This is a genomic window from Leptospira bouyouniensis (assembly GCF_004769525.1).
In the GTDB taxonomy this organism is placed as follows: Bacteria; Spirochaetota; Leptospiria; order Leptospirales; family Leptospiraceae; genus Leptospira_A; species Leptospira_A bouyouniensis.
This window is the reverse complement of record NZ_RQFT01000007.1, coordinates 281,109-306,069: the sequence shown is the minus strand read 5'-3', so window position 1 is coordinate 306,069 and position 24,961 is coordinate 281,109. Positions and strand designations below refer to the sequence as shown.

23 protein-coding genes are annotated in these 24,961 nt (G+C 33.7%); 14 read left to right on the top strand and 9 right to left on the bottom strand.

Features of this window, described 5'->3' with window-relative positions:
* The first annotated feature begins 3 nt into the window (after positions 1-3).
* From EHQ43_RS07520 to EHQ43_RS07470, 11 genes are all read left to right on the top strand, one after another.
* The gene (locus EHQ43_RS07520) at positions 4-564 is read left to right on the top strand and encodes an NADPH-dependent FMN reductase (protein ID WP_135770567.1); all 561 of its coding nucleotides are present in this window, start codon (positions 4-6) and stop codon (positions 562-564) included.
* A gap of 431 nt (positions 565-995) precedes the next feature.
* A complete protein-coding gene (locus tag EHQ43_RS07515; protein ID WP_135770565.1) occupies positions 996-2,033 on the top strand; it encodes a DUF1554 domain-containing protein in 1,038 nt (345 codons plus the stop codon).
* 101 nt (positions 2,034-2,134) lie between these two features.
* Positions 2,135-2,722, top strand: coding sequence for an NAD(P)H-dependent oxidoreductase (locus EHQ43_RS07510; protein WP_135741037.1), 588 nt, complete (start codon positions 2,135-2,137; stop codon positions 2,720-2,722).
* 1 nt (position 2,723) lies between these two features.
* Positions 2,724-3,620: an alpha/beta fold hydrolase gene (locus EHQ43_RS07505; protein ID WP_135770563.1), complete on the top strand. Its 897-nt coding sequence runs from the start codon at positions 2,724-2,726 to the stop codon at positions 3,618-3,620.
* 1 nt (position 3,621) lies between these two features.
* Entirely contained in the window at positions 3,622-4,170 is a 549-nt protein-coding gene (locus EHQ43_RS07500; protein ID WP_135741039.1) for a PadR family transcriptional regulator, read from the top strand.
* A gap of 63 nt (positions 4,171-4,233) precedes the next feature.
* Positions 4,234-6,384 (top strand): ABC transporter substrate-binding protein, encoded by a 2,151-nt coding sequence (locus EHQ43_RS07495; protein WP_135770561.1) that lies wholly within the window; start codon positions 4,234-4,236, stop codon positions 6,382-6,384.
* Positions 6,385-6,435: 51 nt separating this feature from the next.
* Positions 6,436-7,548: a DNA alkylation repair protein gene (locus EHQ43_RS07490; RefSeq protein WP_135741041.1), complete on the top strand. Its 1,113-nt coding sequence runs from the start codon at positions 6,436-6,438 to the stop codon at positions 7,546-7,548.
* A gap of 3 nt (positions 7,549-7,551) precedes the next feature.
* On the top strand, positions 7,552-8,166 hold the full coding sequence (locus EHQ43_RS07485) for a hypothetical protein (RefSeq protein ID WP_135770559.1): 615 nt from the start codon (positions 7,552-7,554) through the stop codon (positions 8,164-8,166).
* Positions 8,156-8,680, top strand: coding sequence for a hypothetical protein (locus tag EHQ43_RS07480; RefSeq protein ID WP_135770557.1), 525 nt, complete (start codon positions 8,156-8,158; stop codon positions 8,678-8,680). The genes EHQ43_RS07485 and EHQ43_RS07480 overlap by 11 nt, the downstream gene beginning before the upstream one ends.
* Positions 8,677-9,600 (top strand): CE1 family esterase, encoded by a 924-nt coding sequence (locus tag EHQ43_RS07475; RefSeq protein WP_135754500.1) that lies wholly within the window; start codon positions 8,677-8,679, stop codon positions 9,598-9,600. Before EHQ43_RS07480 ends, EHQ43_RS07475 begins: the two co-directional genes overlap by 4 nt.
* Entirely contained in the window at positions 9,573-10,304 is a 732-nt protein-coding gene (locus EHQ43_RS07470) for an SDR family oxidoreductase (protein ID WP_244242693.1), read from the top strand. The genes EHQ43_RS07475 and EHQ43_RS07470 overlap by 28 nt, the downstream gene beginning before the upstream one ends.
* Before the next feature lies 1 nt (position 10,305).
* Here the strand turns inward: EHQ43_RS07470 and EHQ43_RS07465 are convergent, their stop codons facing one another.
* The 5 genes from EHQ43_RS07465 to EHQ43_RS07445 are packed head-to-tail and all read right to left on the bottom strand — an operon-like array spanning position 10,306 to position 15,317.
* Complete coding sequence (locus EHQ43_RS07465) at positions 10,306-10,827, bottom strand: Crp/Fnr family transcriptional regulator (RefSeq protein WP_135770555.1); 522 nt, start codon at positions 10,825-10,827, stop codon at positions 10,306-10,308.
* Positions 10,817-11,251 (bottom strand): Crp/Fnr family transcriptional regulator, encoded by a 435-nt coding sequence (locus tag EHQ43_RS07460; protein ID WP_012387646.1) that lies wholly within the window; start codon positions 11,249-11,251, stop codon positions 10,817-10,819. The genes EHQ43_RS07465 and EHQ43_RS07460 overlap by 11 nt, the downstream gene beginning before the upstream one ends.
* Complete coding sequence (locus EHQ43_RS07455; protein WP_135770553.1) at positions 11,251-13,185, bottom strand: ankyrin repeat domain-containing protein; 1,935 nt, start codon at positions 13,183-13,185, stop codon at positions 11,251-11,253. Before EHQ43_RS07455 ends, EHQ43_RS07460 begins: the two co-directional genes overlap by 1 nt.
* The gene (locus EHQ43_RS07450; RefSeq protein WP_135754503.1) at positions 13,182-14,747 is read right to left on the bottom strand and encodes a peptidoglycan DD-metalloendopeptidase family protein; all 1,566 of its coding nucleotides are present in this window, start codon (positions 14,745-14,747) and stop codon (positions 13,182-13,184) included. The genes EHQ43_RS07455 and EHQ43_RS07450 overlap by 4 nt, the downstream gene beginning before the upstream one ends.
* 51 nt (positions 14,748-14,798) lie before the next feature.
* Complete coding sequence (locus tag EHQ43_RS07445) at positions 14,799-15,317, bottom strand: helix-turn-helix transcriptional regulator (protein WP_135741048.1); 519 nt, start codon at positions 15,315-15,317, stop codon at positions 14,799-14,801.
* A gap of 116 nt (positions 15,318-15,433) precedes the next feature.
* Here EHQ43_RS07445 and EHQ43_RS07440 point away from each other — a divergent pair, with 116 nt between their 5' ends.
* Positions 15,434-15,778 (top strand): hypothetical protein, encoded by a 345-nt coding sequence (locus tag EHQ43_RS07440; protein ID WP_244242692.1) that lies wholly within the window; start codon positions 15,434-15,436, stop codon positions 15,776-15,778.
* A 16-nt stretch (positions 15,779-15,794) separates the two neighbouring features.
* On the opposite strand, the gene EHQ43_RS07435 is transcribed toward EHQ43_RS07440, so the two are convergent.
* From EHQ43_RS07435 to EHQ43_RS07420, 4 genes are read right to left on the bottom strand one after another with little or no spacing between them, the layout of a single operon-like run.
* Positions 15,795-17,882: an adenylate/guanylate cyclase domain-containing protein gene (locus EHQ43_RS07435; RefSeq protein WP_135770549.1), complete on the bottom strand. Its 2,088-nt coding sequence runs from the start codon at positions 17,880-17,882 to the stop codon at positions 15,795-15,797.
* Positions 17,879-21,616: an adenylate/guanylate cyclase domain-containing protein gene (locus tag EHQ43_RS07430; protein WP_135770548.1), complete on the bottom strand. Its 3,738-nt coding sequence runs from the start codon at positions 21,614-21,616 to the stop codon at positions 17,879-17,881. Before EHQ43_RS07430 ends, EHQ43_RS07435 begins: the two co-directional genes overlap by 4 nt.
* Positions 21,617-21,666: 50 nt before the next feature.
* The gene (locus EHQ43_RS07425) at positions 21,667-22,665 is read right to left on the bottom strand and encodes an SPL family radical SAM protein (RefSeq protein ID WP_135770546.1); all 999 of its coding nucleotides are present in this window, start codon (positions 22,663-22,665) and stop codon (positions 21,667-21,669) included.
* Positions 22,658-23,524, bottom strand: a complete 867-nt coding sequence (locus tag EHQ43_RS07420) for a phosphorylase family protein (protein ID WP_135770544.1) — start codon at positions 23,522-23,524, stop codon at positions 22,658-22,660. The genes EHQ43_RS07425 and EHQ43_RS07420 overlap by 8 nt, the downstream gene beginning before the upstream one ends.
* Before the next feature lie 27 nt (positions 23,525-23,551).
* Here EHQ43_RS07420 and EHQ43_RS07415 point away from each other — a divergent pair, with 27 nt between their 5' ends.
* A complete protein-coding gene (locus EHQ43_RS07415; protein ID WP_135741054.1) occupies positions 23,552-24,094 on the top strand; it encodes a glutathione peroxidase in 543 nt (180 codons plus the stop codon).
* Positions 24,078-24,953: a ChaN family lipoprotein gene (locus tag EHQ43_RS07410; protein ID WP_135770542.1), complete on the top strand. Its 876-nt coding sequence runs from the start codon at positions 24,078-24,080 to the stop codon at positions 24,951-24,953. Before EHQ43_RS07415 ends, EHQ43_RS07410 begins: the two co-directional genes overlap by 17 nt.
* The last annotated feature ends 8 nt before the right edge of the window (positions 24,954-24,961 follow it).

The following is a 24,961-nucleotide window of genomic DNA, read 5'->3' as shown; positions in this document are numbered from 1 at the left end:
TCCATGAAATTAAATCCAAAACCAAAACTTTTAGCTTTGTCTGGTGGAATAAGTCCCACTTCCTATAATAAAAAAATACTTCAAAACTTAAAATTTGAATTTTCTATGCACTGTGATATCATCATTTATGATATCATCGACAAGTTTCCTTTTTTCTCATCTGGGTTAACAGATGAAGAAATTCCAACCATCGTCAAAGAATTCTTAAAAGAAGTAGACGCGGCCGATGGTATCCTCATCTGTTCTCCAGAATATGTCTTTAGTATTCCTGGAGTATTAAAGAATGCAATAGAGTGGGCAGTATCGTCCGTAGTGTTTACGGATAAACCAGTTGCATTGATTACAGCGGCTTCGGTTGGAGAAAAAGCGCATGAATCTTTGCTATTGGTTCTAAAAACGATAGGTGCAAAACTATCGGACGAGACAAATCTTTTGATCTCGGGAGTCAAAGCCAAAGTATCTGCAGATGGTAAAATTCATGACGAGACAACAAAACTTGCCATTAATAACCTAATGAAAGTTTTTTTAAATTCTCTCACGACGAACAATCAATCATCATTTTGATTGAAATTCGAATTTTCTATTTAAAATCTTATTCCATCTTTTTTAAATAATGTATGTTTGTATATACATTGAAATATGCATTATTTCTAATGTATTTGCATTTTCGATCGCACCTGATGTTTTATATGTAATTCCATATGTTCGTAACGAATACATTATGGTTCGATTTATTTTCTTGTTAAACAATTTCGCAACTTAGTTAGAAAACTAGCGTCATTAAAAACATTACAAAAACAATTTTACTAATAACGATTCGATACTTTATCAATATATAAAATAGAGCACCTTAAGTTTTTAAAAATTGATTTTAGCAAGGAATTTGGAAATTCAGCATTAATTTATATAGAATTTAATTTGTGAAAATCTTGAATTTAATATTTGGATTTCAATCCATCCTTAGTTAAAAATTATTGTTTAAAATCGAATTGATAATGGATGAACATAATTATTTTTCGTTCTTTTTACGGGTTAGGCGATTCATAGTTTTTTTTTCTTTGTTTGGGTTAGTTTTATGCAAAAACGAATCATTCAACAATACTTGCGATATTGAATCAAAGTCCTATTTTGAAACCTCTATCATTTTAAATGTTACGGGGCAAAAGATACATCCTTGTTATACCGGGTTCCAGATTGTTAACCAACCAGGAATCAACTTAAGCCATAACTTCTTGTCTTTGACTGAAGCCGGTGGGACTTCATCAAATGGATCTTCTTTCGTAGTCGGAATGTTTTTGGGAACAGAGCCCAAAGAAGATGTGAACGTCCAAGTAATTGTTAATAATCCTTCCTATGTTTTTGTTTCACAAACAAGTTTTGTATTTAATAAATCAAATTGGAATCAAATTCGGAATATCAATATCACTGCAGTTAATGATGTCGTAATCAATGGCACACATTCCACTTTGATTCGATTTGTACCCACTTCCAATGATACTTCTTTTCGAATTGATGAAAAAGTGCTTCAGGTAGATATTGAAGACAATGATAAAATTATATTTGTAACAAGTGTTGGCCAACCTGGAACTTTCGGCGGTGTCTCAGGTGTCGACAACGTTTGCCAAACAAATGCAAATTGTCCAAGTGGTAAAGTATGTAAAGCTATGGTGGGAGACAACTTCAGTTCTTTACGAAGAGCATCAGTGACAGCAAACGTTGGTGATGGTCAAATTGATTGGGTAATCAAGCCTAACGCAAGTTATTATAGGACAAATCGAACCGACCTTGTAGCGACATCTAATAATGTGTCTTTATTTACATTTAATCTTAATTTTGCCGTATCTGGCACAAGTGCTACTGCTTGGACTGGTCTGAATCCAAATTGGACTAATAATGGAAATGATTGTTCTGGATGGACTGCATCTGGATCTTCTGGTTACGGTGGTGATACGGGTTCCGTAACGTCTTCCTCAATAGGATTTAATACATTCACTTGTAATAGTTCCCTCCAATTATATTGTGTCGAACAATAATGTATTCCCTTTTATAAAAAAACCAATAAATATAGATTGACAATTTGTATCTAAAAGATATAGCTGATAAATATATCTTTTAGATACAATGGTGGGAAAAGTTGAATCAAAACATTTTAGTCATTTTAGGACACCCTAATCCAAATTCATACTGCGCAAAATTGGCAGAAACATATTATGAAGCTGCAAAAAAAACAGGTTTGAATGTCACGTTATTAAAACTTAGAGACTTAAAGTTTGATTATAATTTAAACTTTGGGTATGACAAAAACAAAAAGCAAGAATTAGAACCAGATTTAATTTTGAGTCAAACTTTGATTCAAAACGCAACTCATTTGGTTTTTGTATACCCAAGTTGGTGGGCAAGTATGCCTGCTATTTTAAAAGCATGGATTGATAGAGTTTTTTTGCCAGGTTTTGCTTTTTCTTATCAAAAACATTCTCCATTTCCTAAGCAGTTACTGAAAGGAAAAACTGCGAGAATTATCATCACGATGGATGCACCCACTTGGTATTACAAATGGTTCAATCGAAGTCCAGGAGTACAATTATTAAAACATGGTACATTGGAGTTTTGTGGGATTAAACCAGTGAAAGTTACTTATTTTGACAAAATAAGATTTCGAGATTCAAAAACATTAAATCAGTGGATTAAAAAAACTGAAAGATTGGGTTCTAAAGGGCAATGATATGAGCGGAAAGTTTTCAAATGCAAATTCCTTAAAAGAATTCGGAAGTTATTTTGATTATAAAGGAAATTCAATTTTTTATGGATCAATTGGAAAAGGTGAAACCTTGCTTTTGTTACATGGCTATCCATTTAATAGTTTCGATTGGAATTGGGTAATTGAAGAATTCTCAAATTCATACCAAGTTGTTTTTCTTGATTTATTAGGTATGGGTTTTTCCGATAAACCAGAAAATCATAAATATTCATTTGAAGAATATGTTGATTTGATTCAAATTCTTATCTTAAAACTTAACATTAAAAAAGTTAGAATATTGGCTCATGATTTGGCAGTAAGTGTCGTTCAAGAAATGTTGGCGACAAGTCATAACTTGAATTTCGAAATTTCATCTATTGCTTTTATGAATGGAGGTTTGTTTACTGATGTTTACAAACCTAGGTTAATCCAAAGATTACTTTCACAATCTCCCAATTTTTTAGGAAGTTTTATTAGCAGAAATATGACACGTAAATCGGTGGAAAGTTCACTCCTGAAGGTTTTTGGTCCGCATACACGACCAAATTTAGAAGTTTTAAATGAATATTGGAATATACTAAATTACAATAATGGAAAAAATATCGCCTATTTAATTGGTCGATTGGTATTTGATAAAGTAAATTACCAAACTCGATGGATTAAAGCCCTGAAAGAAACCAAAGTTCCATTCTGTTATATTTGTGGGCCATTTGATCCAAATTCTGGAACTCATATGGCAGTTCGCTTTAATAAAGAATATCCATTTGCAAACGTATACTATCTGTCTGCTTTCATCGGTCATTGGCCACAAATTGAATCTCCAAAAGAAGTGGTTGCAACATACCATCAATTTCAGAACGATATAAAATTATATCCAAAATAAGATGAAAAGAGAAAGCAAAACACAATATGCACTATTAGGGATTCTCGCACAATGTGAAATGAATGGATATGAGATTCGTAAGTACATCGAATCCACAATTAGTTTTTTCTGGAGCGAAAGTTTTGGTCAGATTTATCCTACATTAACGAAGTTAGAAAAAGATGGCTTTATAAAAGAGTGGGAAAAATCGGATTCGAACGGGAAGAAAAAAAAAGTATTTAAAGTTACTCGATCTGGTCTTGAAGAATTTAGGCGTTGGATGGACCAATCTCCAATTCAGACGAACAAAAGAAATGAACTTTTGTTTAAAGTTTTTTTCGGAAGGCATATGAATTCAAAGTTACTTGTTGAACAACTTGACCTTGAAATCAAAAAACAAAAGGAAGATTTAAAGTCTCTTAAAGTATTCCAAAAAGAACTAAAAACTGAATGGGGTAAACACCCTGATAATGAATATTGGAATATGACCTTAGAATATGCAGAAAAACAAACTCATTTGAATTTGGAATGGATTCAGAAAGTAAAAGGGAAAATCCAGGAAAAACTATAAAAAACCCAAAGCCAAGCTTTATTTCATTGATTTGCTCAGACAAATCTTTATAAAAATGATAGGATGAAAACGGATTTGATTCGTCGACACTTGAACTATGTCTTATCGTTTTTGTTATTAACAATACCATTCCAGTCAATATTTTCAGATGAAAAAGTAACCCTTCATCTCAAGTGGTTCCATCAATTTCAATTTGCTGGATACTATGCAGCCTACGAAAAAGGATTCTACAAAGATGTAGGTTTAGATGTTGAACTACTAGAAAGTACGGTTGGTATAAAAGGCATTCACGAAAAAGTTGTCAGCACCACAGGACAATATGGCGTTGGAAGTAATGAGTTACTAATCCAAAGGCACATGGGGAAACCAGTTGTTGTTTTGGGTGTTATCTTTCAACACTCACCATCAGTTTTATTTTTTAAGAAATCATCAAACGTTCAAAGTATCCATGATTTAGTTGGAAAAAAAGTAATGTTAACTCCGTGGATGGAAGAGATCGTAGCTTATCTAAAAAAAGAAGGAATCAATCCTTCCGATCTTCAGTTATTAGAACATCGATTTAATCCAAGAGATCTTATAGAAGGAAAGGTTGATGCTTATTCTGGTTATGCTACTACCCAAGCTTATGATTTTAATAAAGCTGGTTTTCAATTTGTAGCGTATTCACCTCGTCTAGCTGGAATAGATTTTTATGGAGACAATTTTTTTACTAGCGAAGAGGAAATAAAAAAATACCCAAATCGAGTAAAGGCTTTTCGGGAAGCAACTTTGCGAGGTTGGCAATATGCAATGAGCCACCAAGAGGAGATTGCTGAACTAATTTACAATAAATATTCCAAAAAACATCCGATAGAGAGATTATTGTTTGAAGGGCAACAAATGACACCTCTCATTCAACCTGTGTTAGTTGAGATGGGTTATATGAATCCAGGCAGATGGAAACATATAAATGACATTTACTTTGAGCTTGGTATGTTACCAAAAAACATATGTTTAAAAGGGTTTTTATATGATCCTAACCCTCCTACTAATTACGATTGGCTTTATTATACCTTTTTTATAACACTGTCTGCCGTAGGAATCATATGGTTAATTCAATGGAGAAGACTCAATAAACAGTATTCAGAAAATTTAAAGAATCAAGTAAAACAAAGAACCGAGGAATTAAGACAATCTAACGAAAGTCTACAAATATTGAATCAAAGTTTGGTGAATACACTTGAAGAACTTACGGAAGCTCAAGATCGCTTGTTGGCATCTGAAAAATTGGCTGTACTCGGTCAATTGGCAGCGGGAATGGCTCATGAATTAAATACACCTTTGGGTGCTATCGTTTCATCCAATTTGTCTCTTTTAGATTTTTTAAAAAATAAATTACAATCAGTAATCTCAACCATTATCAATTTTAATGATGAAGATTCGAAACGATACAAATTGGTTCTTGCTGAAAGTTTAACCAATCAAAATTATATGGAAGGCAAATCTGAAAGAATTTTGAAAAAAGAATTACACTCAAAATTTTCGTATTTAGATAAAATGGATTTGTATGGAGATCATATGCAGATGGTTATTGAAACGGGTTTGTTTCGTCGACCCGATCAAATTGAATATATATTAGAAAGTGATAGGTCTCTAGAAATTCTGCAAGTTGTCTCTAATATCAATGCAGCTTATCGATGTAATCAAATTATTTCCGTTGCATCGGAAAAGGCGACTCATGTGATAAGAGCATTAAAAAATTATCTTGTTTCAGAAAAGGAAGCTGCCAGTAATGATTCGGTTATTGATTTAGAAACTGAAATTGAAACTATTTTATCTCTTTATCATTATAATTTAAGCAAAGTTACAGTGGTAAAGAATTTTGGCCCAGATAGAAAATGTATAGGGAATAGAGATAAACTCAATCAAGTTTGGATCAATTTGATAAATAATGGACTACATGCGATGTCATATTCAGGAACTTTAGAAATAAAATTACAAACGCTTGAACAATGGATCAAAGTTTCAATTATTGATTCCGGAGTTGGTGTCCCAGATACAATAAAAGATAAAATATTTGAACCTTTTTTTACGACAAAACCAAATGGAGAAGGAATGGGATTAGGGTTGGATATTTGTAAAAAAATGATCGTTCAGATGGGTGGAAAAATTGAACTCGAGCCAAGAACAATCGGAGCTTGTTTTTCTGTTTGGTTACCTAAAGCAAATTTTTGAGTTATCGTAATGTAAAGATATTTAAAATTATTACAGAATACTGAAAAACATATGGAACCGCTAAAAGAAATATATTCTCCCGATTGGATCAAAAATTTAAGTTATATTGTTACACAAGTTGATCCAAAAATCAAACCGGAAGTTTTCCAAAAAAAAATATTGGATGTGTCTTGGAAAAAATTTGAGCTGAAAGAAAGAATCAATCGAATAGCCGAAGTTTTTTTGTATTTTTGGGATGCTCCTTTATTGGAGATTGAACCGAAACTTTTGCATTTGATCGAATCTCTAAGGGGAAACGGTGTTAGTGATTTTAATTTCCCATATATTTTTGTTAATGATATTGTCACTAAATCTGGTTTAGACGACTTTGAGACTTCGATGAGAGTTTTAGAACAGACGACTGTTTTTTCGAGTGCTGAATTTGCGATTCGATATTATTATCAAACTTATTTTGATAAAACTATCAAACAAATGGAGAAATGGTCAAAACATAAGGAAGCTTTTGTTAGGCGTTTGGCTAGTGAAGGGAGCCGTCCCATGTTACCTTGGGGAATCGGAATCCCATCTATCAAAAAAAATCCAAATATTCATTTAAGAATCTTGGAAAACTTGTGGAATGATGAAAATGAGATTGTTCGTAGAAGTGTTTCAAACCATTTAAATGATATATCTAAAATTCAGCCAGAAATCGTTGTCGACTTTTGTAAAAATAAATTTGGGATATCCGAAGAATTGGATAAAAATTTAAAACATGCTCTGAGAGGTTTATTAAAAAAAGGTAATCAAACAGCCTTGTCATTTTTTGATTACAATCCTAAATGGAAGGCGACAAACCTAAAATTACAATTAAAGAAGAAAAAGATTAAAATTGGCGAATCGTTGGAATTTAATGTAAGATTTGTAAATCCATCACAAACAAAAACCAAATTAAGAATAGAGTATAAGTTGGCATTTTTATTGGCAAATGGGAAGTATGGAATAAAAGTATTTCAGTTAGGTGAAAAAGTTGTTATGCCTAAGGAAGAGGTTATTATTGATAAATCTCATTCTTTTAAACCCATCACGACACGCGTATATTATCCAGGAATCCAAAAAATTTCAATCGCGATCAATGGACAAGAGTATCCGACCACCAATTTTGAATTGGTAATTGTATCAAAATAATTTATGAAAAAAAATATTACCATTGTTTTGTTTGTTTTTTTCTGCTCCTTCCAATTTGCTTGTTCGGTGTTTTATTCAAGTGAGCGTCGTAAAATCGATTTTGGAAAAGAAAATTATAATCGATCATTAAGTTATGAATTGATCGGTTGGGATGAAGAATTGGATAGAAGACGGGTGACTTATATTCTTTCTGCATTAGAAAAATCAGGAAAGTTTTCCTCAGTACGACACTTCAATCAAACGACAGCTGATTACCATTTACAAATTATTTTAGAATCTAGTCCAAAGTTTAAATTTTTTCTAGGGGAATCAACAGAACCGGTCTCCTATCTTGCCGAACGGAATCAGAATCGATTTTTGATCTATTTAACAAATCGATTTTTGGCAATTAGTACATTTTTTATCATTCCAGATATAGACCGAGACGATGATTACATACTTTTTCGATTAAAAAAGAGTGGAAATTTAGAAAAGGAATTTAGGTATCCGATTGAATCGTATCGAGTGTTTGGCTGGGTATCCTTGTTAATGATGTGGGTAGATGATCGTAATGAATGGAACACAATACTTGCTGAGAAAGTTTCTGAATTTTTAGGTGATGTAAAAGATGAACTCTAAATGGATAAACTTTTTCATATATGGTATTCTGCTATTTTCATTGCATTGTGCTGCATTTCCAGATCCAGTAACTTCCAAATATCGAAATTTGAAATTAACCAATGAAAAAAAATTTAAAATTCTTTTTACTGGATTTTATCGATACGAGCAAGAAAAGGACATTATATTAGAAAACATCAAAAAACAAGGGATAGTCGAAGATCCATCTTCTCCTTTGGTATTAGAAATAATTTTACAAAAAAAAGATCCAAAATACCAATTTCCACTTTTACATAAAATTCAATTTTTACTCACTTTTTTTACTGGAGGAATATTCCCTTCTCATATAAGATCAGAACAATCACTTACTTTTCGTTATTCAAAATCAGATTCTATTTTATTTGAGAATGAATATTCAGTAGGGATGGATCAGTGGCGCGGAATACCTGTGATACTTCTGATGATCACACATTGGCCCAATCGCATCTATAAAGAACAATTAGTGGAAACTACAAAATTGGAGTTTGTTGAATGAAAAGATTATCATTCATATTTTGTTTTTGTTCTTTTAGTTTTTTTTCTTGTATGGGGTATTTTTATAAACTATCGCAAAATGAAAAAAAAGATTACTTTATTTTAAATGGCGAAAAACGCACATATCTTGTACATTATCCAAAAAATTGGGACGGGATGCCTATACCAATGTTAGTTGCCCTACATGGTAGATTCGGAACAGGAGTCTCTATGATGAAACAAACTAAATTAAATGAATTGGCTGATGCAAAAGGTTTTATAGTAATTTTTCCAGATGGTTATAAAAGGAGTTGGGCGGATGGGAGAGGGAATTCACCAGCAGATGAAAAATCGATCAATGATGTTGTATTTATCGAATCAATTGTTAAACGGCTGATCGCAGAAGGTTCTGTTGATCAAAAATCTGTATTTTTAGTAGGTCACTCGAATGGTGGTTTTATGGCGCAAAGACTTGCGATCGAAAAACCAGAGTTATGGAAAGGTGTAATCAGTGTTGCATCACAACTTTCGGTTTTTTTATTAAAATCAAAACAAAAATTTAAATCAATACCAGTTTCGATGGGGATTATCGCGGGAACTGAAGATCCATTGGTTCCATATAGTGGTGGTTATGTGAGAGACGGGAAAGAAATTTTGTCTGTAGCTGACAGTATTCTACGATGGAAAGAGTGGAATTCCTGTAAAGAATCATCTATTAAAAAAACAATGGAATATATGGAAGAGGAATCAATTATCAAAATTGATTTTGAACGTTATCAAACTTGTTCTGATGAGAAAGTTGTCGAATTAATTCGGTTAAATGGGCTTGGACATAGTTGGCCTGGGGAAACGCCGGTGTTACCATTTATAAACCAAGGTAAAACAACAAAAGTAATCGATGGTTCGATGTTAGTTTGGGAATTTATGGAAAGTTTAAAATGAAACATATTGCTATCGTCACTGGTGCATCTAGGGGGATAGGATTAGCAATATCACAAATCTTACTTTCTCTAAATTATGTAGTGTTTGGTGTATGCAGAAACCCAGAAAATTGTAATTACCATCATCCTGAATTTCACTTATTAAAAGGTGATTTATCTAATCCAAATACGATTCCAAATTTTTTGAATCAGATACCTAACATAGATAACATTTCGATTCTAGTGAATAATGCTGGGTTTTCTCATTTTGCTCCGATTGAAGAATTCTCTCCTAATAAAATTACAGAAATGACTCAAGTTTTACTAACATCGCCAATGTTACTGACCAATTCATTAACTCGAATTTTAAAAAAAAATGAAGGAAGGATTTTTTTTATTGGATCTATCTCTGGAATTGAAATTTCTCCTTGGGGAAATGTTTATGCATCCCTAAAGGCAGGGCTTCATCAATTTGCTAGATTATTATTTGATGAACTTCGTAAATATTCGGTAAAAGTTCATTTGGTGATACCCGATATTACAAAAACAGAATTTTATGAACAATTAAATATAGAACCAGATGCCGATCCAAAATCGTATCTTTTACCAGAGCAAATAGCTAATGTAATTAAATTTATATTAACTGATTCGGCAGGACAAGTTATCCCAGAAATTTTAGTTAGACCAGAAGTTTTTAAAATCAAAAGAAAGAAGTTTGAGAAATAAATCATTCACCGATTGTTTGGGCATCATCTGTAAAAGTTTGTAAGGATACTTGACTTTGGTTATCGTTCTCTGAATCTGAAGATGGGTCTTTTGAGCTAATCGGAATTGATTTTGAAATCATGGAATCTTCATCTTGTTTTCGTTTGATTGCACGAATTTTACCATCAGTTTCATATAATCGTTCAATTACCTTTTTTAATAATAAAAATAGGAATTCTGGACTTTCTTGACTCATTTGTACGAAAGTAGTTCGATTAATGATTCCAAGTTTTGCTGATTCTGAAACTACAACAATTGAAGCAGCTCTTGGACTGTTATTGATGATTGCCATTTCACCAAAAAATTCACCTGGGAGAATACTCCGTAGTTTTGTATGTTTTCCTTCGATTTGTTTGTAAATGTCCAACTGTCCTTCAAATAAAAAAAACATTGCACCATTGGATGGAACGCCTTCTTTAAAAAGAACTTCCCCTCGTTTGATATTGATCATACTAAGTTTGGCTAGAGATTCTTTAAGTCCCATCACTTACCTCCGTTAGATCTTTAAGTTTTTGTTCTGCTTCAATCAACCGTTCTACATAAGTTTGTAATAGAGCGTAAACAAACATTGGATTTGAATTTGCAATTCGGATTAAGTTTTGTTTGTCCAAGATACCAAGTTGAGCTCGGTCTGATTCGATAAAGACGGTCATTGCTCTCGCATGTGAAGAGATTAGCGCAATTTCACCGAAAAATTCACCTGTTGAAAGTTTTCTTACCTCGTGGAAGTTCCCTTGGTCAGGAGCACCCATTCCAACCGATAAAGTTCCACTTAAGATGAAATACATTTTTTCATTAGAAGGATCTCCTTCACGTACAATAATTTCACCTCGTTTGAAAGTCTTTGTTGGGACTGTATTAACGAAGTCGAATATGTTGATACGATTATCTTTTTTGGGAATGGACATTAAAGACCGCGATAAATTTCTATGAGTTCAGGAATTCTTTTTTCTTCTGCATAATCCAACGCAGATTTTCCATTTTTATCTTTTAGCTTTGTATCTCCACCATTTAGAAGGAAAACTTTTGCTAATTCTAGAATGGCTTCACTTTTACCAGGATCAAACTGAATCGCTAGTTCGGAAAGTATAGTTTTCCCTAATTTATCCTGTTGGTTTAAGTTCGCTCGTCTTTCCACTAGGAAAAGTACTAGTTTTTTATAGGATTCCGTTTGGTTATTTTCTTTTGAAGTTAAAAACTTTTGAATCGCCTTATGTAAAACCGTAAAGCCATTATTATCTGTTAGGTTTGGATCGGCACCTAATGTTAGTAATGTTGATAGAGTTTCAGTCCGATTTCGATTCAGTGATATATGTAGAGCACTTAATCCCCGTTTGTTTTTTGCATTAGGATTTACACCTTTACTGATCAATAATTTGATCGTTTCATCAACAAACTTCTGATCCTTTTTTTCAACTTCCAATTTACAAACCGTTGTGATTAAATTTTCTTCCTCTTCATTTAAGGACAAAAGATTCGCACCGCTAGAAACTAAAAGTTTAAATGCCTCTGCATCTTTTCTTTCAATTGTGGAGAAAATTAAAGGAACTCCATCTTTAAGTTTATGATTTGGATTTGCTTTTTTTGATAATAGAAGTTTGGCGATTGTAATTTGTTTATTATCTATTGCCAATGATAAAGCGGTTTCGTTTGTTTTGGTATTTTCTATGTCTACCGGGATACCTTTTTTAAGTAATAGATCTACAATCTTTAATCCTGGTTTCCTCGCTGCAAGATGAATCGGTAAGTATCCAGAAAGGTTTGGTGATTGTATGTCTGCATTTTTTTGAATCAATAGTTCTGCGATTGTCCACTTGGAAGACTCAATCGAATCTTCAAGCGGATTTTTTTGTGAAGTAAGTGTTTGGTTTGGGTTTGCACCTGCATCCAAAACTAATTTTAATAAGTTTGTATCATTTTTAGCAAGAGCGATTTCAAATAATGATTTACCAGTTAAATTTTTGGAATCAACATTAAGTCCTTTTTTAATCAATAAGTTTGTAACCGTTAGATTTCTTTTTTCTACAGAATAAAATAATAAAGATTCACCTTCTGGCGTTTTAGCATTAACATCTGCACCTCGATTGAGTAATATTTCTACACCAGCAGTGTGCCCTTTCTCTATCGCAAATACAATTGGTAAAATTGACTTTGTATCTTCTGTATTTGGATTCGCTTTTGCATCGAGAGCCAAGTTTAATAATTTTGTATTTTTTTGATCAATTGAAACAAAAACTGGAGTTCTACCTGTTAGGTCTGGTAAATTGATATCGGCACCATTTTGCAGAAGGTAATTGATCGAATCTATTTTGCCTTTTTCAAAGGCCAAATAGATAGGTGATTTCCTTGGATTGTTACGTAAGTTAACATCTGCTTTGCTTTCTACTAATAACTTTTGCACGGCTAAGTTTGATTTTAAGATCGCAACATGAAGAGCTGTATTTCCATCTGCATCATATGCATTTAAATCTGCACCTTTCTCGACTAATGATTTAATTTGGTTCGTAAAACGAGATGTCACAACATAATGTAATAATGTTTTACCAGAAAGATCCCTTTTGTTTAAATCAGCACCTTGGTTGAGTAGGAATTCAAATTGTTTAGGTTTATTTTTTTCAACAGAAAGGATGAGAAGTGATTTTCCGGATTCATCAGTGGAGTTGATATCACCACCATTTGCGATTGCTGCTTCAAATTCTTTCTGATTCCCTTTTATTAGGATTTTTACCAAATCGATTGGCGGTGGTACTTCAGAAACAGGTGTGATTGTTTCTTCTGAGTAGAGATGTGTACAAAAAAGAAAAGAGAAAAAAATACTTATGTAGATAGTTTTAAATTTCATTTGGGTAGATATGCTCCAGGATCCAATGCTTGTTGGTCAGGGCCTTTCCTTACTTCAAAATGTAAATGAGGACCAGTAGATTTACCAGTGTTTCCTACCTGACCAATGATATCACCAGAGCGCACTGTGTCACCCTCTTTTACTTGACGTTCACTTTGATGTGCATAGTAGGTAAAAATATTATTTTTATGGCTAATGATTGTCAATACCCCATAACCACCGCTAGTTGTGATTGTTCGCCAAACTTTTCCATCACTGACAGCTTTGATTGGAGTTCCCACTGGTGCAGGTAAGTCGATACCTGAATGGAAAGTTCCCATTTTTCCAGTGACTGGATCAACTCGAGTTCCAAAGCTAGAAGACACATAACGATCGTTATCTACTGGTATTTGGAAATATTTTGATATATCGTCACTGTCTATTAAGGGACCACGTTCTTTTGATACAAATCCACCGAAGACCCATCCTTCCCATTCGTCGTTCCAATTTACATAAATCCACTTAGAACGTACTCCGGAAATTGTTTCGATTTCTTTTTTCGTATCGATAATCTTAAGTTTCTCGTCACCAGGGATTGATGTGATGACAGAACCATAATCATTCGGTTCGTCTCTCATTCTTAAGTTTAAAGATCGAACAAAACGTTTTTCTCCAACTTTTAACTCATCAGGATTTTCTTGTGGGAAAGATAATTCTCCAGGTTGAACGTCATATGAAACAACTTCGGAAGAACTCAAATATCCACCGAAAACCCATCCATTTCCATAAACGGATGAAACTTGGTGCCAATTTGAAGAGATTCCATCAATTGTTTCTTCAGTTGTGGTAGAACTTAAAATAGAGACTTTTATGCCTTTCGGTATTCTCGCAATTACATAACCATTGACATCTGGCTCTCCGCGCATATTTAATGAGCTGGCATTGACCCACATATCCTTACCTTTTTTAGAATCCGTATAACTTGTGATTGATGGTTCTGGTGTTACCCGTGAAGGTAAAGAGGTTAGATCTAAGGATAGTCCTTCTGTATCTCTGGATTTCACAGCAAGTTTTGTTGGCTGTAATAAATCTTGTTTGGTATATCCTTCTTTTTTAGATTTTGTTCGCACGAGAACCCAGTGAGAACCTTCTTTTTTGTCAGTAACATCTTGTTTTAAAACCATTACTACTTCCAAGGTATCTCCCTTTTTTACCTTAAATTGGGAACGGACATTTGGTTGATTGGAAGGCTCAAGTTGTAGATAGAAATTATCAGATGCAATCGCCGAGATAGATTTGGATTTTTTTTCGGAAGCACCTGGAGCATTGTTATGATCTGAAATGCCTTCAGCTATTTTTAAGTCGATAGGGGATGATGATATTTTTAAACCAGGAAAACGACTTTGTGCCTTTGAGACAAAGTCATTGTATTTTTGTAAGATCTCTTCTTGTTTCTTTTGATTTGTTTTGATAAGACCAGTTTGTCTTTGTTTATCTCTATCTTCTAGACTCGTTTGAGACCAAATCGAAATGTTACATAATGTTAGAATGATTGCGAAAAATACGATGTGTGGACTTTTCATAAAACAAACTTAAAATAACCAAATCATTTTGCTTTGGTCAAGGTTTTTTGTTTAGTCTTCTTCGGGCAAAAGTGGTGTTAGAAAAAAAGATATGAACTCGAGTTTCCCTCGCATGGAAGATTTTTCATAGATCGAAGCAGTTTGATTTTCGATGGTTCGTAGGCTTTTTTTCCTAACTGCCGCGATTTGTTTTTGGGAAAAACCTCTTAACAAAAGAATAGCTATTTCAGTTTCTGCATCTGTCAGATTCCATTCCATCATCTGTGCTTTGGCTTCTGCCCAAAATCCTTTTTCTGGATTGATTAGAATACGATTGGTTCGTTTTAAGTCATGGATTTGTGTTTTTGCCTGTTTGTTTTCAACAGCTTCTTTTTTTAATTCTTTATACAAGATAAAAACAACTAAGAAAGAAGAAAGAGCAATGAATGATTCGATGGTTGCGATGATGACACGAAATCTGTCGAAGTATTCTGGAGGTTTTGTCAAAGTGTAAACTTCTTCGACAATCCAAACAAGTAAGGACAATACATAAAATACCAAAAAAAGGATACGGACGTTGCGAGTTTCCATCTTCTGATTCAATTTCACACTTCTTGAATGTAGAAGCAAGTATGTTTCATAGGTGATTTCCACATTTGCGGATTTCCTCTATTGGAAATAGGTTAAAAATATGCGAATCTTACAGCATGAAACGTTGGTTCTTTGCGATGGTTTTCTTAAGTCTTGGTCTCATTTTTAGCCAATGTACCAATTCAAAAAATTCGGAAACTCGATTACAGTGTATGGACCGTTGTATGAAGGAACAATTCGTTTGTGCGATTGCACTAGCACCACAGTTGGATAACCCGGTTGCGACTACAACTGCATGTGTTTCCTTGTATGTAATTTGTTATGAAAAATGCCCTGTTGCTTCCACGAGCACTACCACAACAACCAGAAGTAGGAGTAGTTCATCCAGTTCGAGTTCAGGAAATAGAGGTGGAGGATCGTCTAGTTCAAGTGCAAGCTCCAGTTCAGCAACTGGTGGTTAATGAAATGGGTTGCTCTTTATGATCCCGTCTGGCGGTAAATGATTTTGGCTCCAATTTGTAAGTTTTTATATAAATCCAAAAAGATTTGGTTGGGTACCATTCCTTCCGGATCACGGGAAAATTCTGGACGAAGGCGTTTTAAAAAATACATTCCCATTTCACCTTTGTTTTTTGCTTTAACTTTGCCTCTATAATCACATTCAAAAAATCGTTTCACTTTATCATAAGTAGTTTCAGACAAATTAATCTCTCCTGCATCACTAGAACTTTCCATTCGACTTGCTGTATTGACAGCATCACCCCAAACATCATAAGCAAATTTTGATTTTCCCACAACACCAGCTACAACTGGTCCAGTATGGATTCCAATACGAATTTCCCAGAATTCTTGACCTAACATTTGTTTAAAGGAGCGAATTTGAGTCATAAATGATTTGATTTCCATCGCAAATAAACATGCATCTACTGGGTGAGTAAAATTCCCTTGTGGAATTCCTCCTGCCGCCATATATGAATCACCTATGGTCTTTAGTTTTTCGAAATTATGTCTGACAGCGATGTCATCAAATTGTGAAAAACATCCATCTAATTGTTCAATTAAATCTTCAGGAGATAAAGACTCGGCAGCGATCGTAAAATTTTTAAAATCAGTAAATAAAATACTTACAGATTCATATTCCATTGGAACCACTTCACCCTTTTCAATGAGCTCATCAGCTAAATCGCCAGGTAAAATGTTTCGAATGAAATGTAGCGTTTTTTCACGTTCTTTTTCTAAATCTCTTCTTAAATTTGCATTATGAATGGCGCCAGCTACTTGTTCACAAAATGAAATAATTTCTTGAAATTCAGCTTGTGACCATGGATTTTCTTTTGTTAGGCGAGTGACACAAACGATTCCAATGGTTTGACCTTGCACAACAAGTGGAATATGGCCAAAAATTTCTAGTTTGAAACTTTCAACGATTGAAGTATCAATTTCAGTGAGTTCTTTCCATCGTGAAGATTTTTTTAAGTAAATAGGCTTTTGTTTTGAGTAGGATCGATAAAGTGAACCAATTGTTGGGATTAATTTAGGTCGGAAGGTCCTTAAAAAATTTGTAACAAGTAGTCCTTTGTTAAAAACTTCAGCCCCTTCCATGAGTGGAACGAGAGAATTTGATTTTGGGTCGACTAGTAAAATAAATCCAAGTTCAACTCTATGATTTACCTTTAAGTATATAAACACTTCCCTTGTTATATCTTCTATTTCAGAAAATGAATTAATTTTGCGATTGAACTTGTGAAGGTTTTCAAGTTTCAATCGGTTTGACTCAATATTTTCTTTTTCTTGTTGGATTGTGTTGTTTACAGTTTTTAATTCATCCAAAAGGTATCCAGTTTCAATCGTTCCTGCAATATAGTCGGCAATGATTTTAATTTGGTTTAACTGTTGTTCGTTTAGTTCAAATATTCCAGAATAATCTAAAAGATCAAGTGTTCCAATAAATTTGTTCCTGAGATATAAAGGAACAATAAGTAATGATTTAAGATTCGCTGATTTTTTATTCTCGAGCTCTACACCTTCAGTTTTGTATGATTCAAAATCTTGGATATAAAAACTTCGTTTTCTTTTTCTTACGTATGCATGTGCATATACTGTAACATAAGAATCAGAAACAGGAATGTTCCTACTCATAATTTCTGATTTCAATTGATCAGTAAGTTCTTCTGGAAAATTACTATGGAAAAATTCCAATTCATCTAATTCTGTTTTGTAAACATATAAAAGATAATGAGGTACTTTAAATTTTTCACGAATATAAAATCCTAAAATTCGAAGTATTTCTTTTAAATCATTTGCTGAATTAATTTCTCTAAGGAGACCATCTAAGTCAGAAAGTTGGCTATAAGAATCTACCAACTTATCAGAAAATTCTTCTGAAATCTTTTTTGTTGTTTGTAGATCTTTTTCCTTTTTTTCTAATTCTTCATTTAAGATTTGAATTTCAGATTTTAGAATTGTGATTTTATTTACGTTTTCTTCATTCGTTTTATATAATTTTGAAATCCAATATAAGATTCCTAAAAATAAAAAACCAATCAAATATAATGTATAAATCATTTGATTAAAATCTTGGCACCACGTTTTTGTTGGGTGTACAATCTTTCGAATTTATCATTAGGTAGAATGCCTGTATCATCAGCTAAGTCGGATTTTAAAGCTAATAACTCATAGATGGGGAATTGTTCTCCTTCGTATGTATTGATCATTCGTTGGTTGTCTATATGGAATAATCGTTTTACTTTATCCATCGTTTCTTGTGAGATATTAATTGCTACTCCTACACCACCCCTTCTGATTGCCTGCGTTTGGGTGACCGTTTTACCCCAGACATCATAATTGAATTTTGATTTTCCGATCACTCCTGCAACGACTGGACCTGAGTGAATCGCAATTGTAATGCCATTTGGTTTGAATGGAATGTCCTTGAAATCTTCCATCATACGATTGACTTCGTTTTTGATTTGTAAAGCAGCAAGGCAAGCATCAACAGCATGTGTAAAATTTCCAACAGGTAATCCTCCTGCTGCTAGATACATATCACCTGTCATCCTTAACTTTTCCATTCCCTTAGTTTTGATGATTTCATCAAATCTCGAAAAATATAAATCAAGTCCTTCGATTAATTCTTCTGGAGTGAGTAAACCTGTGATTTGAGAAAAACCAGGGAAACTTGTCATAAGTAGGGTTACATTTTCAAATTCAACTGGGTTGACCCTTCCTTTTTTTTGTAACTCTTCTGCAACGTTTTTGGGTAAAATGTTGAGTAAGAGTGAATCAGACCTTTGTTTTTCTTCTTCGATTTTTTTGAGTAAAAAGTGGTTATTGATCGCACTTGCAATGTGTTCGGAAACACCTACAATTGATTTTACTTCTTCACTGGAAAAATGAATGGTTTCGTCGTTAATTCCATACATCGCCATCGCAACCACTTCATCGTTATTTACTAATGGTGAAATTAAAAAACCTTTCATCCCTGATTTTTCAGTGATTTGTTTGTCTATAACGTAAGGCATTGTTTTAGGAATATGTTTCAAATAAAAATGTTTTTTTCTTTGGTAACATTTATAAACAAAGCCACTTTCTTCCTTTAATGGAAAACGTAATGTTTTGAAGAAATTAACATTCTCATCATTTAATAAATCAAATCCTGAATGATTAAGATATCTAAATTCATTAAATTCTTTATCTAAAAAGTACAATACACAGTTTTCAATTTTATAGTTTTTTCGTATGAAACCAAAAATTTCGGCAAGTATATTCTCTAAATTATTCTGTGAGTTGATGGTTTTTGCAAATTCGTTCATTTTCTGAATTTCAGCTTTTGCTTTTTCAGATTTTTTCCTTTCTTCTTCTGTTAGTTGCAATAATAATGAGTTTTGGATTGCACCAGCAATTTGATCACAAAAACCTGCAATTCGTCTTAATACTTCTCTGTTGACATCCATTGGTTTTTGGTAAGAAGTGAAATATGCAATTCCAATGACTTCATTTTGGACAACAAGCGGAACGGCAATAAAAGAAGTTAATTTCAGTTTTGTGAAAATTTGTTCGTCTAACTCTGATTCGTAATTCTTTGGTGGCCTTGGAACGTATAGGGCTTTTTTTCTTAAATACGTTTTGTATATAATTCCTCCTCTTTCATTTAAAGGAACACGAAATGACTTTGCAAAGTTTAATTGTTCTTCAGTCGCATAGGTTGGTATCGTTGTTTTGTAAGTATAAAGTTCTCTTTTTTTAGGATCAATGAGTTGGATGATAGTTGCTTCTATTTCAAAACTTTTAACAATATAATCAAACATTTCATCGATGATTTGGGATAAACTTGATTCTGAATTAATTTTTTTGGTGAACTCGTTGAGTTTAACTACTTCATTTTTTGCGTTTTCCATTTGCAAACGGGCGTTATCAGCAATGAATTTTTCACGATTCATTTCTTCGACTAATATTGAATTGGTAACAGCAGTTGCTATATTTTCTGCTGTATTTTCGACCAATTGTAATTGAGCTTTTGAAAAACTAGTTCCTTTTTGTTCGCTAAAAATAGCCAACATCGCAATGACTTTTCCTTGGGAACTTAAGGGAATGATCATTCCAGGGTGTTTGCCGATAAGTTGGATGAATTTTTGGTTGGATTCATTTAGTCGCGATTCCCAAACTTTTGCAAATCGAAAGGGTCGATTTCGTTTGTACACATGGTAAAATAATCCGGCACTTGTATCTAAAGGAAAGTTCATACCTCTGAATTTGTTTTCTAATTGTAAGTTGGATTGGGAGGAAACAACTGATTTGTGGTATTGGAGTTTTCCGTTTTCTGAGTCAACTAACAACAAAATCATGGAATCACAAAATACTTCTTCTTTTAAGTAGTCGAAAGCTTTGTTTAAGATACTATCCAATTCGAGTGAAGTGTTTAGAGTTTTTGCAAACTCGTTGAGTCTTTCTATGTTTGCTTTTGAAATTTCTAATTCTTGTGTCCTCTCAACTACGATATCCTCTAAACCATCTTTTAGAATATTGAGTTCTTTATTTGAAATTTCTAAACTCTCTTTAAGTTTTTCTATGGATGAGTAAGCTCTTGTGAATCCATAAGACAAGATATAACCTTGGAATAGGATAAATCCTAAAAATCCAAATGGAGTTATGTTCATTGTATTGATGATATTGTTTTGGTATAAAATATCATGAACAACGGTTCCAAATACAAAACTAAATCCAATGAGAGATAGCCCAGCTCCTACAGTATCAGAACGGTATGCCATGATAATAGCGATAGTAATCCTAACACACACCAATATTAAAAAGATTTGGAAATAATGGATTTGCGCTGTGAATATTGAAACTGGTAAAAACAAAGATATTAGAAATGGGGTGATCAAAACATACAAAACATACATTGTCTTTTGGCCCACAGTGTTTGGGAACACCAGACGATAGAAATAAGCAAATACTATTGTGGCGATGTAGATAGTTGCAAATTCTAATCGGATCAGACCATCCATTGGTAGAGAAGGAATGATATCCAAAATATTCCTCTCTCCGATCGTTAAAAGGCGCATAACAATCAGTAAACTAAATAAAGCAATGAACAAACTTGCTTTATCTTGCCTTCTCATTAGGAACAATCCTAAGTGGTAAAGCGCCCACAGGAAAATACTCCCAGCTAAAAAAGAAGTAATTTGATAACTTCGATTAACTTTGTCATATAACTTGCGTCTTTCGCCAATTTCCATACTTTCCCAAAACCCACCTTTGGAGTAATGGAAATTAGAGATTTCATATACAATTTCTGTTTCACCAGAAACTGGCTCTAAATCAACTAAGATTGATTTGTATGAAGGTTCAAAATAATTTGGATTGATTCCAAAACTTCCCTGTTCGACAACCAATTTGCCATTGATATAAAGCCTGTATGCGGAAGATAAATCTAGATTATGAAAGGCTAAAATGGGTGTATTTTGGGGGAAAATAGCTTTGAGTTTATATGTCGCATAACCAAATCCATCTAAGGACTCTCCGAACCAATCGACTCCTTTCCAATTCGAAGGGACAACTTGGTAAATGAATTTAGGTTCTTTTCCCAATTCCGTTTCGATTTGGATACCACTCAGAGTTTCCTTCCAATAAAATTCCCATTCACCATCTAAGTTGATGTTACCATCACGATGGAAGTCCCATGAAGATAAGTCGATTTTTCCTTTCTCTGCGATTGGTTTGTTTCGATTGACTTCTCCACATGATAAAAATGGAAAAAGAAGACTTAACAATACAAGCAAATAGAAAGATTTCTTCATAGTTAGGCTACACAGACTATGAGGATGAGAGAGAAATGGAAAGGAAAAATTTAAGAATAACTCACTTTTATTTGCGATGGTGGGAAATGTTTTTGCAATGCGGTGATCATCACCTCTAAAATCTCTTCTGTTTCTTCTTTTGAATAGGAAACTATTTTATCTTTTTTTTCAAAAGCATGAAATAAAATCGAAGAGTCCTTTCTTATGTCGATGATTTGTTTTAGAAAATCGATATTCATTCGAAATCCACCAACACTCAACTCACTGATTCCCATTGGGTTTAGTTCTTTCCCTAATGTTTCGGCTAACGACTGGTAATGGTTTTTCCAATTGGGAACTCTTAGGATAGGATCGATACAGATTCTTACTTTCCAACCTGCTTGAATAGTCTTTTGTATGGATTTGATCCTTGCTTGTAATGAAGGTGTCCCATGTTCGATGGATTCAATCACAGATTGTGGGCTAACCGTCCAAGCAAGATAAACATTTGGATTGGGTGTTAGGTGAGAGATCGATTGGAAATTGGTAGATTTTGTTCGAATTTCAAGTGTCAAATTTGGTTCGTTTTTTGCAAATTGAATCCAACTTTCTGTCGCTGGGAAAAATGATTCAAGGGCCAGCAAATCTGTGTCATACGATAGCGCAAGGTATAAAGATCCATTTGTGTCCAAAAATCTTTTTGTTTCAGAAAAAAAATCTTCCCAATTCACAAATAACACAAGATTGGCGGAAGGGAACATACCTTGTAAATAACAGTATTCACAATCATAAATACAATTGAGAGCAAGTGTATTATAATAAAAATGAGGATGTGAAAAATTTGGGGAAAAATCGCTCCCTTTGTATAAAAATTGATCTTTTTTTTCAGCCAAAATTAATTTTGGAGATTGTTTTTGGATTCTAAAATTTTGTGCATTTCGATTGAAACTATCTTTATAGTGCCGAATTGGAACCATTGTTATGTTTGGAAAACGTGATAAAATTTCTTTGGTTCGAAAATGATCCCAAATTCCTTCTTCGATATAAATATGTGAAAACGATTTAAACATGAAGTTTTTCTTTCCAGCTATCGATAAATGATTTCAAATCAGTTTTAGATTTGAGCGAAGTGATCATGTCTAAATTTGGTAATGGGATTTGAGAATTTGGGTATCGGAGATGGTAAAATCGAAGTGATTTTTTTAAATCATGTCTCATTGTTTCCGTTAGGCGAAGATCATTTATTTTGCCGTAAATCTCTGGCCAAATGATTGTTTCAAATTTGTCTTCTTTTGACCAAGGGAGTGGTAGAATCCATTCTGCGTATAACGTATCTAAGTGGATTTGGATCAGTGTTTCCACTGTTTCTTGTTTACAAAAATTTCCATCTAAATGATCGGAAATCACTTTCCCAATCGAAATATTTTCTAATGGAAAATAAAGGGAGGTTGCTTCAAAAAAACCAGAAGCTTCCATATCCACAAGTGAGATTGAATGTAACTCCTTCTCACTCAATTCCAGAAATTGATTTGAATTTTTAACTTTTGCGACAGGCCGATCAAAAGTTGTAAGACTTGTTTCAAACTTGATATTTGAAGTTAAAATCCTCTCGGGGTAATAGTCTTTCTTAGAGCAATAGTCGGTGATTTTATGGATCCAAAAAAAATCTCCGATTTTACTGTTTGGATTCTTCGAGCCCACGATGCCTATGTTCCAAACTTTCATATGGTTTCTGTCTTCTTTTGATAATAAATGTGCAAACTCTGATACGGCAAGTGCCATTGATACTTTGCCAGTGCCTGTGACGACGATGTACATCGATTCATTCTGGTAGATACGAAATTTCCCAGAATGATGGAGTGGTTTTGCGTTTGTTTTTTGAATCCATGGTTTTGCTTCTGAAAGAACAGCAAAAAACAGTGATGGCATAGTCTAAGGTTTGCGGAGGGGGTCCTAATGCAAAGAAAAGTTTTGTTTGCTATTTTTCTATTTGTAAGTTTTAATCTTAATGCTGGAGGAAAAAAAATGACATTTCATGATTTAAAGACCGTCACCATCCAAGGGAAGGAAATTTCTCTAAAAGAATACAAAGGCCATCCAGTGCTTGTTGTCAATGTTGCATCTAAATGTGGTTATACGCCTCAATATGAAGGACTCGAAAAACTACATTTGGCATACAAGGACAAGGGATTAAAAGTGATTGGTTTTCCTTCAAATGACTTTGGTGGCCAAGAACCAGGTACGGAAGCTCAAATTGCAGAATTTTGTAAGTTAAATTTTGGCGTGAGTTTTGATCTAATGAAAAAAACCAAAGTTCTTGGAAATGACAAGGATCCAATTTACCAATTTTTGACTGAGAATGCGAAAGACAAAGGTGATGTAAAATGGAACTTCGAAAAGTTTCTCATTGATAAAAATGGAAATATCGTAAATCGATATCCTTCTTCAACAAAACCTGAGAGCGCCGAACTCAAACAAGCCATTGAAAGTATTTTATAATCGAATACTTCCTTTCCTGATTGTTATTGTTTCGGTATTTGGATTGTTTGGACAAGTTAGTCCAAACAAGGTACAAATCGTACGTACGAAAACTTTAGAGATCGTAGATTTGGAAGAAATATTGAAAGTGGCTCATCAATATGATGTTATCGTTTTAGGCGAAGAACATGACAACGCCGATTTACATCGGTTTTATGAAGGTTTTGTAAGAGAAATCCTATCTCGCCAGACAATTAGTTTATCTTTGGAAATGTTAGAAAAAGACCAACAACTTGTTGTCGATGAGTATCTAAAGGGAACAATATCTGAATCTCAATTTTTAACTTCTATCGTACATTGGAAAAATTTCAAAACAGATTATTTGCCCTTGGTCAATCTACTAAAAGAAAAACAAGGTAATGTTGTCGCAGCTAACCCGCCAAGAAGGTATGTAAGCCAAATTTCTAAAAAAGGCATTTCTGCTTACAAAGAACTTTCAAAGGAAGCGATATCATTTTTACCACAACCATACACGATTGAAAAATACCTGACGAAAGAATACAAACAAAGATTAGTTGAACTTTTTTCGGGGTCAGAACAAAATGCTCATCATAAAATTAATACCGAGTTTATGATCCTTGGACAGGCAACTTGGGACCAAGGGATGGCAGAGGCAATCTCTGCTGAAATCTTCAAAACAGGCAAAAAAGTAGTCCATTTAAATGGAAGGTTTCATTCCGATCGGAACGGAGGAGTGGTGACTCGTCTACGGGAAATGGGCCATTCGGTCCTTGTTCTCTCCGGTTTCCAAAAAGGAAGGGAAGAGGAAGGCGATTTTGTGAAAATCGCTGATTTTGTAATTTTAACAAACGACCGATAAGAATAGGG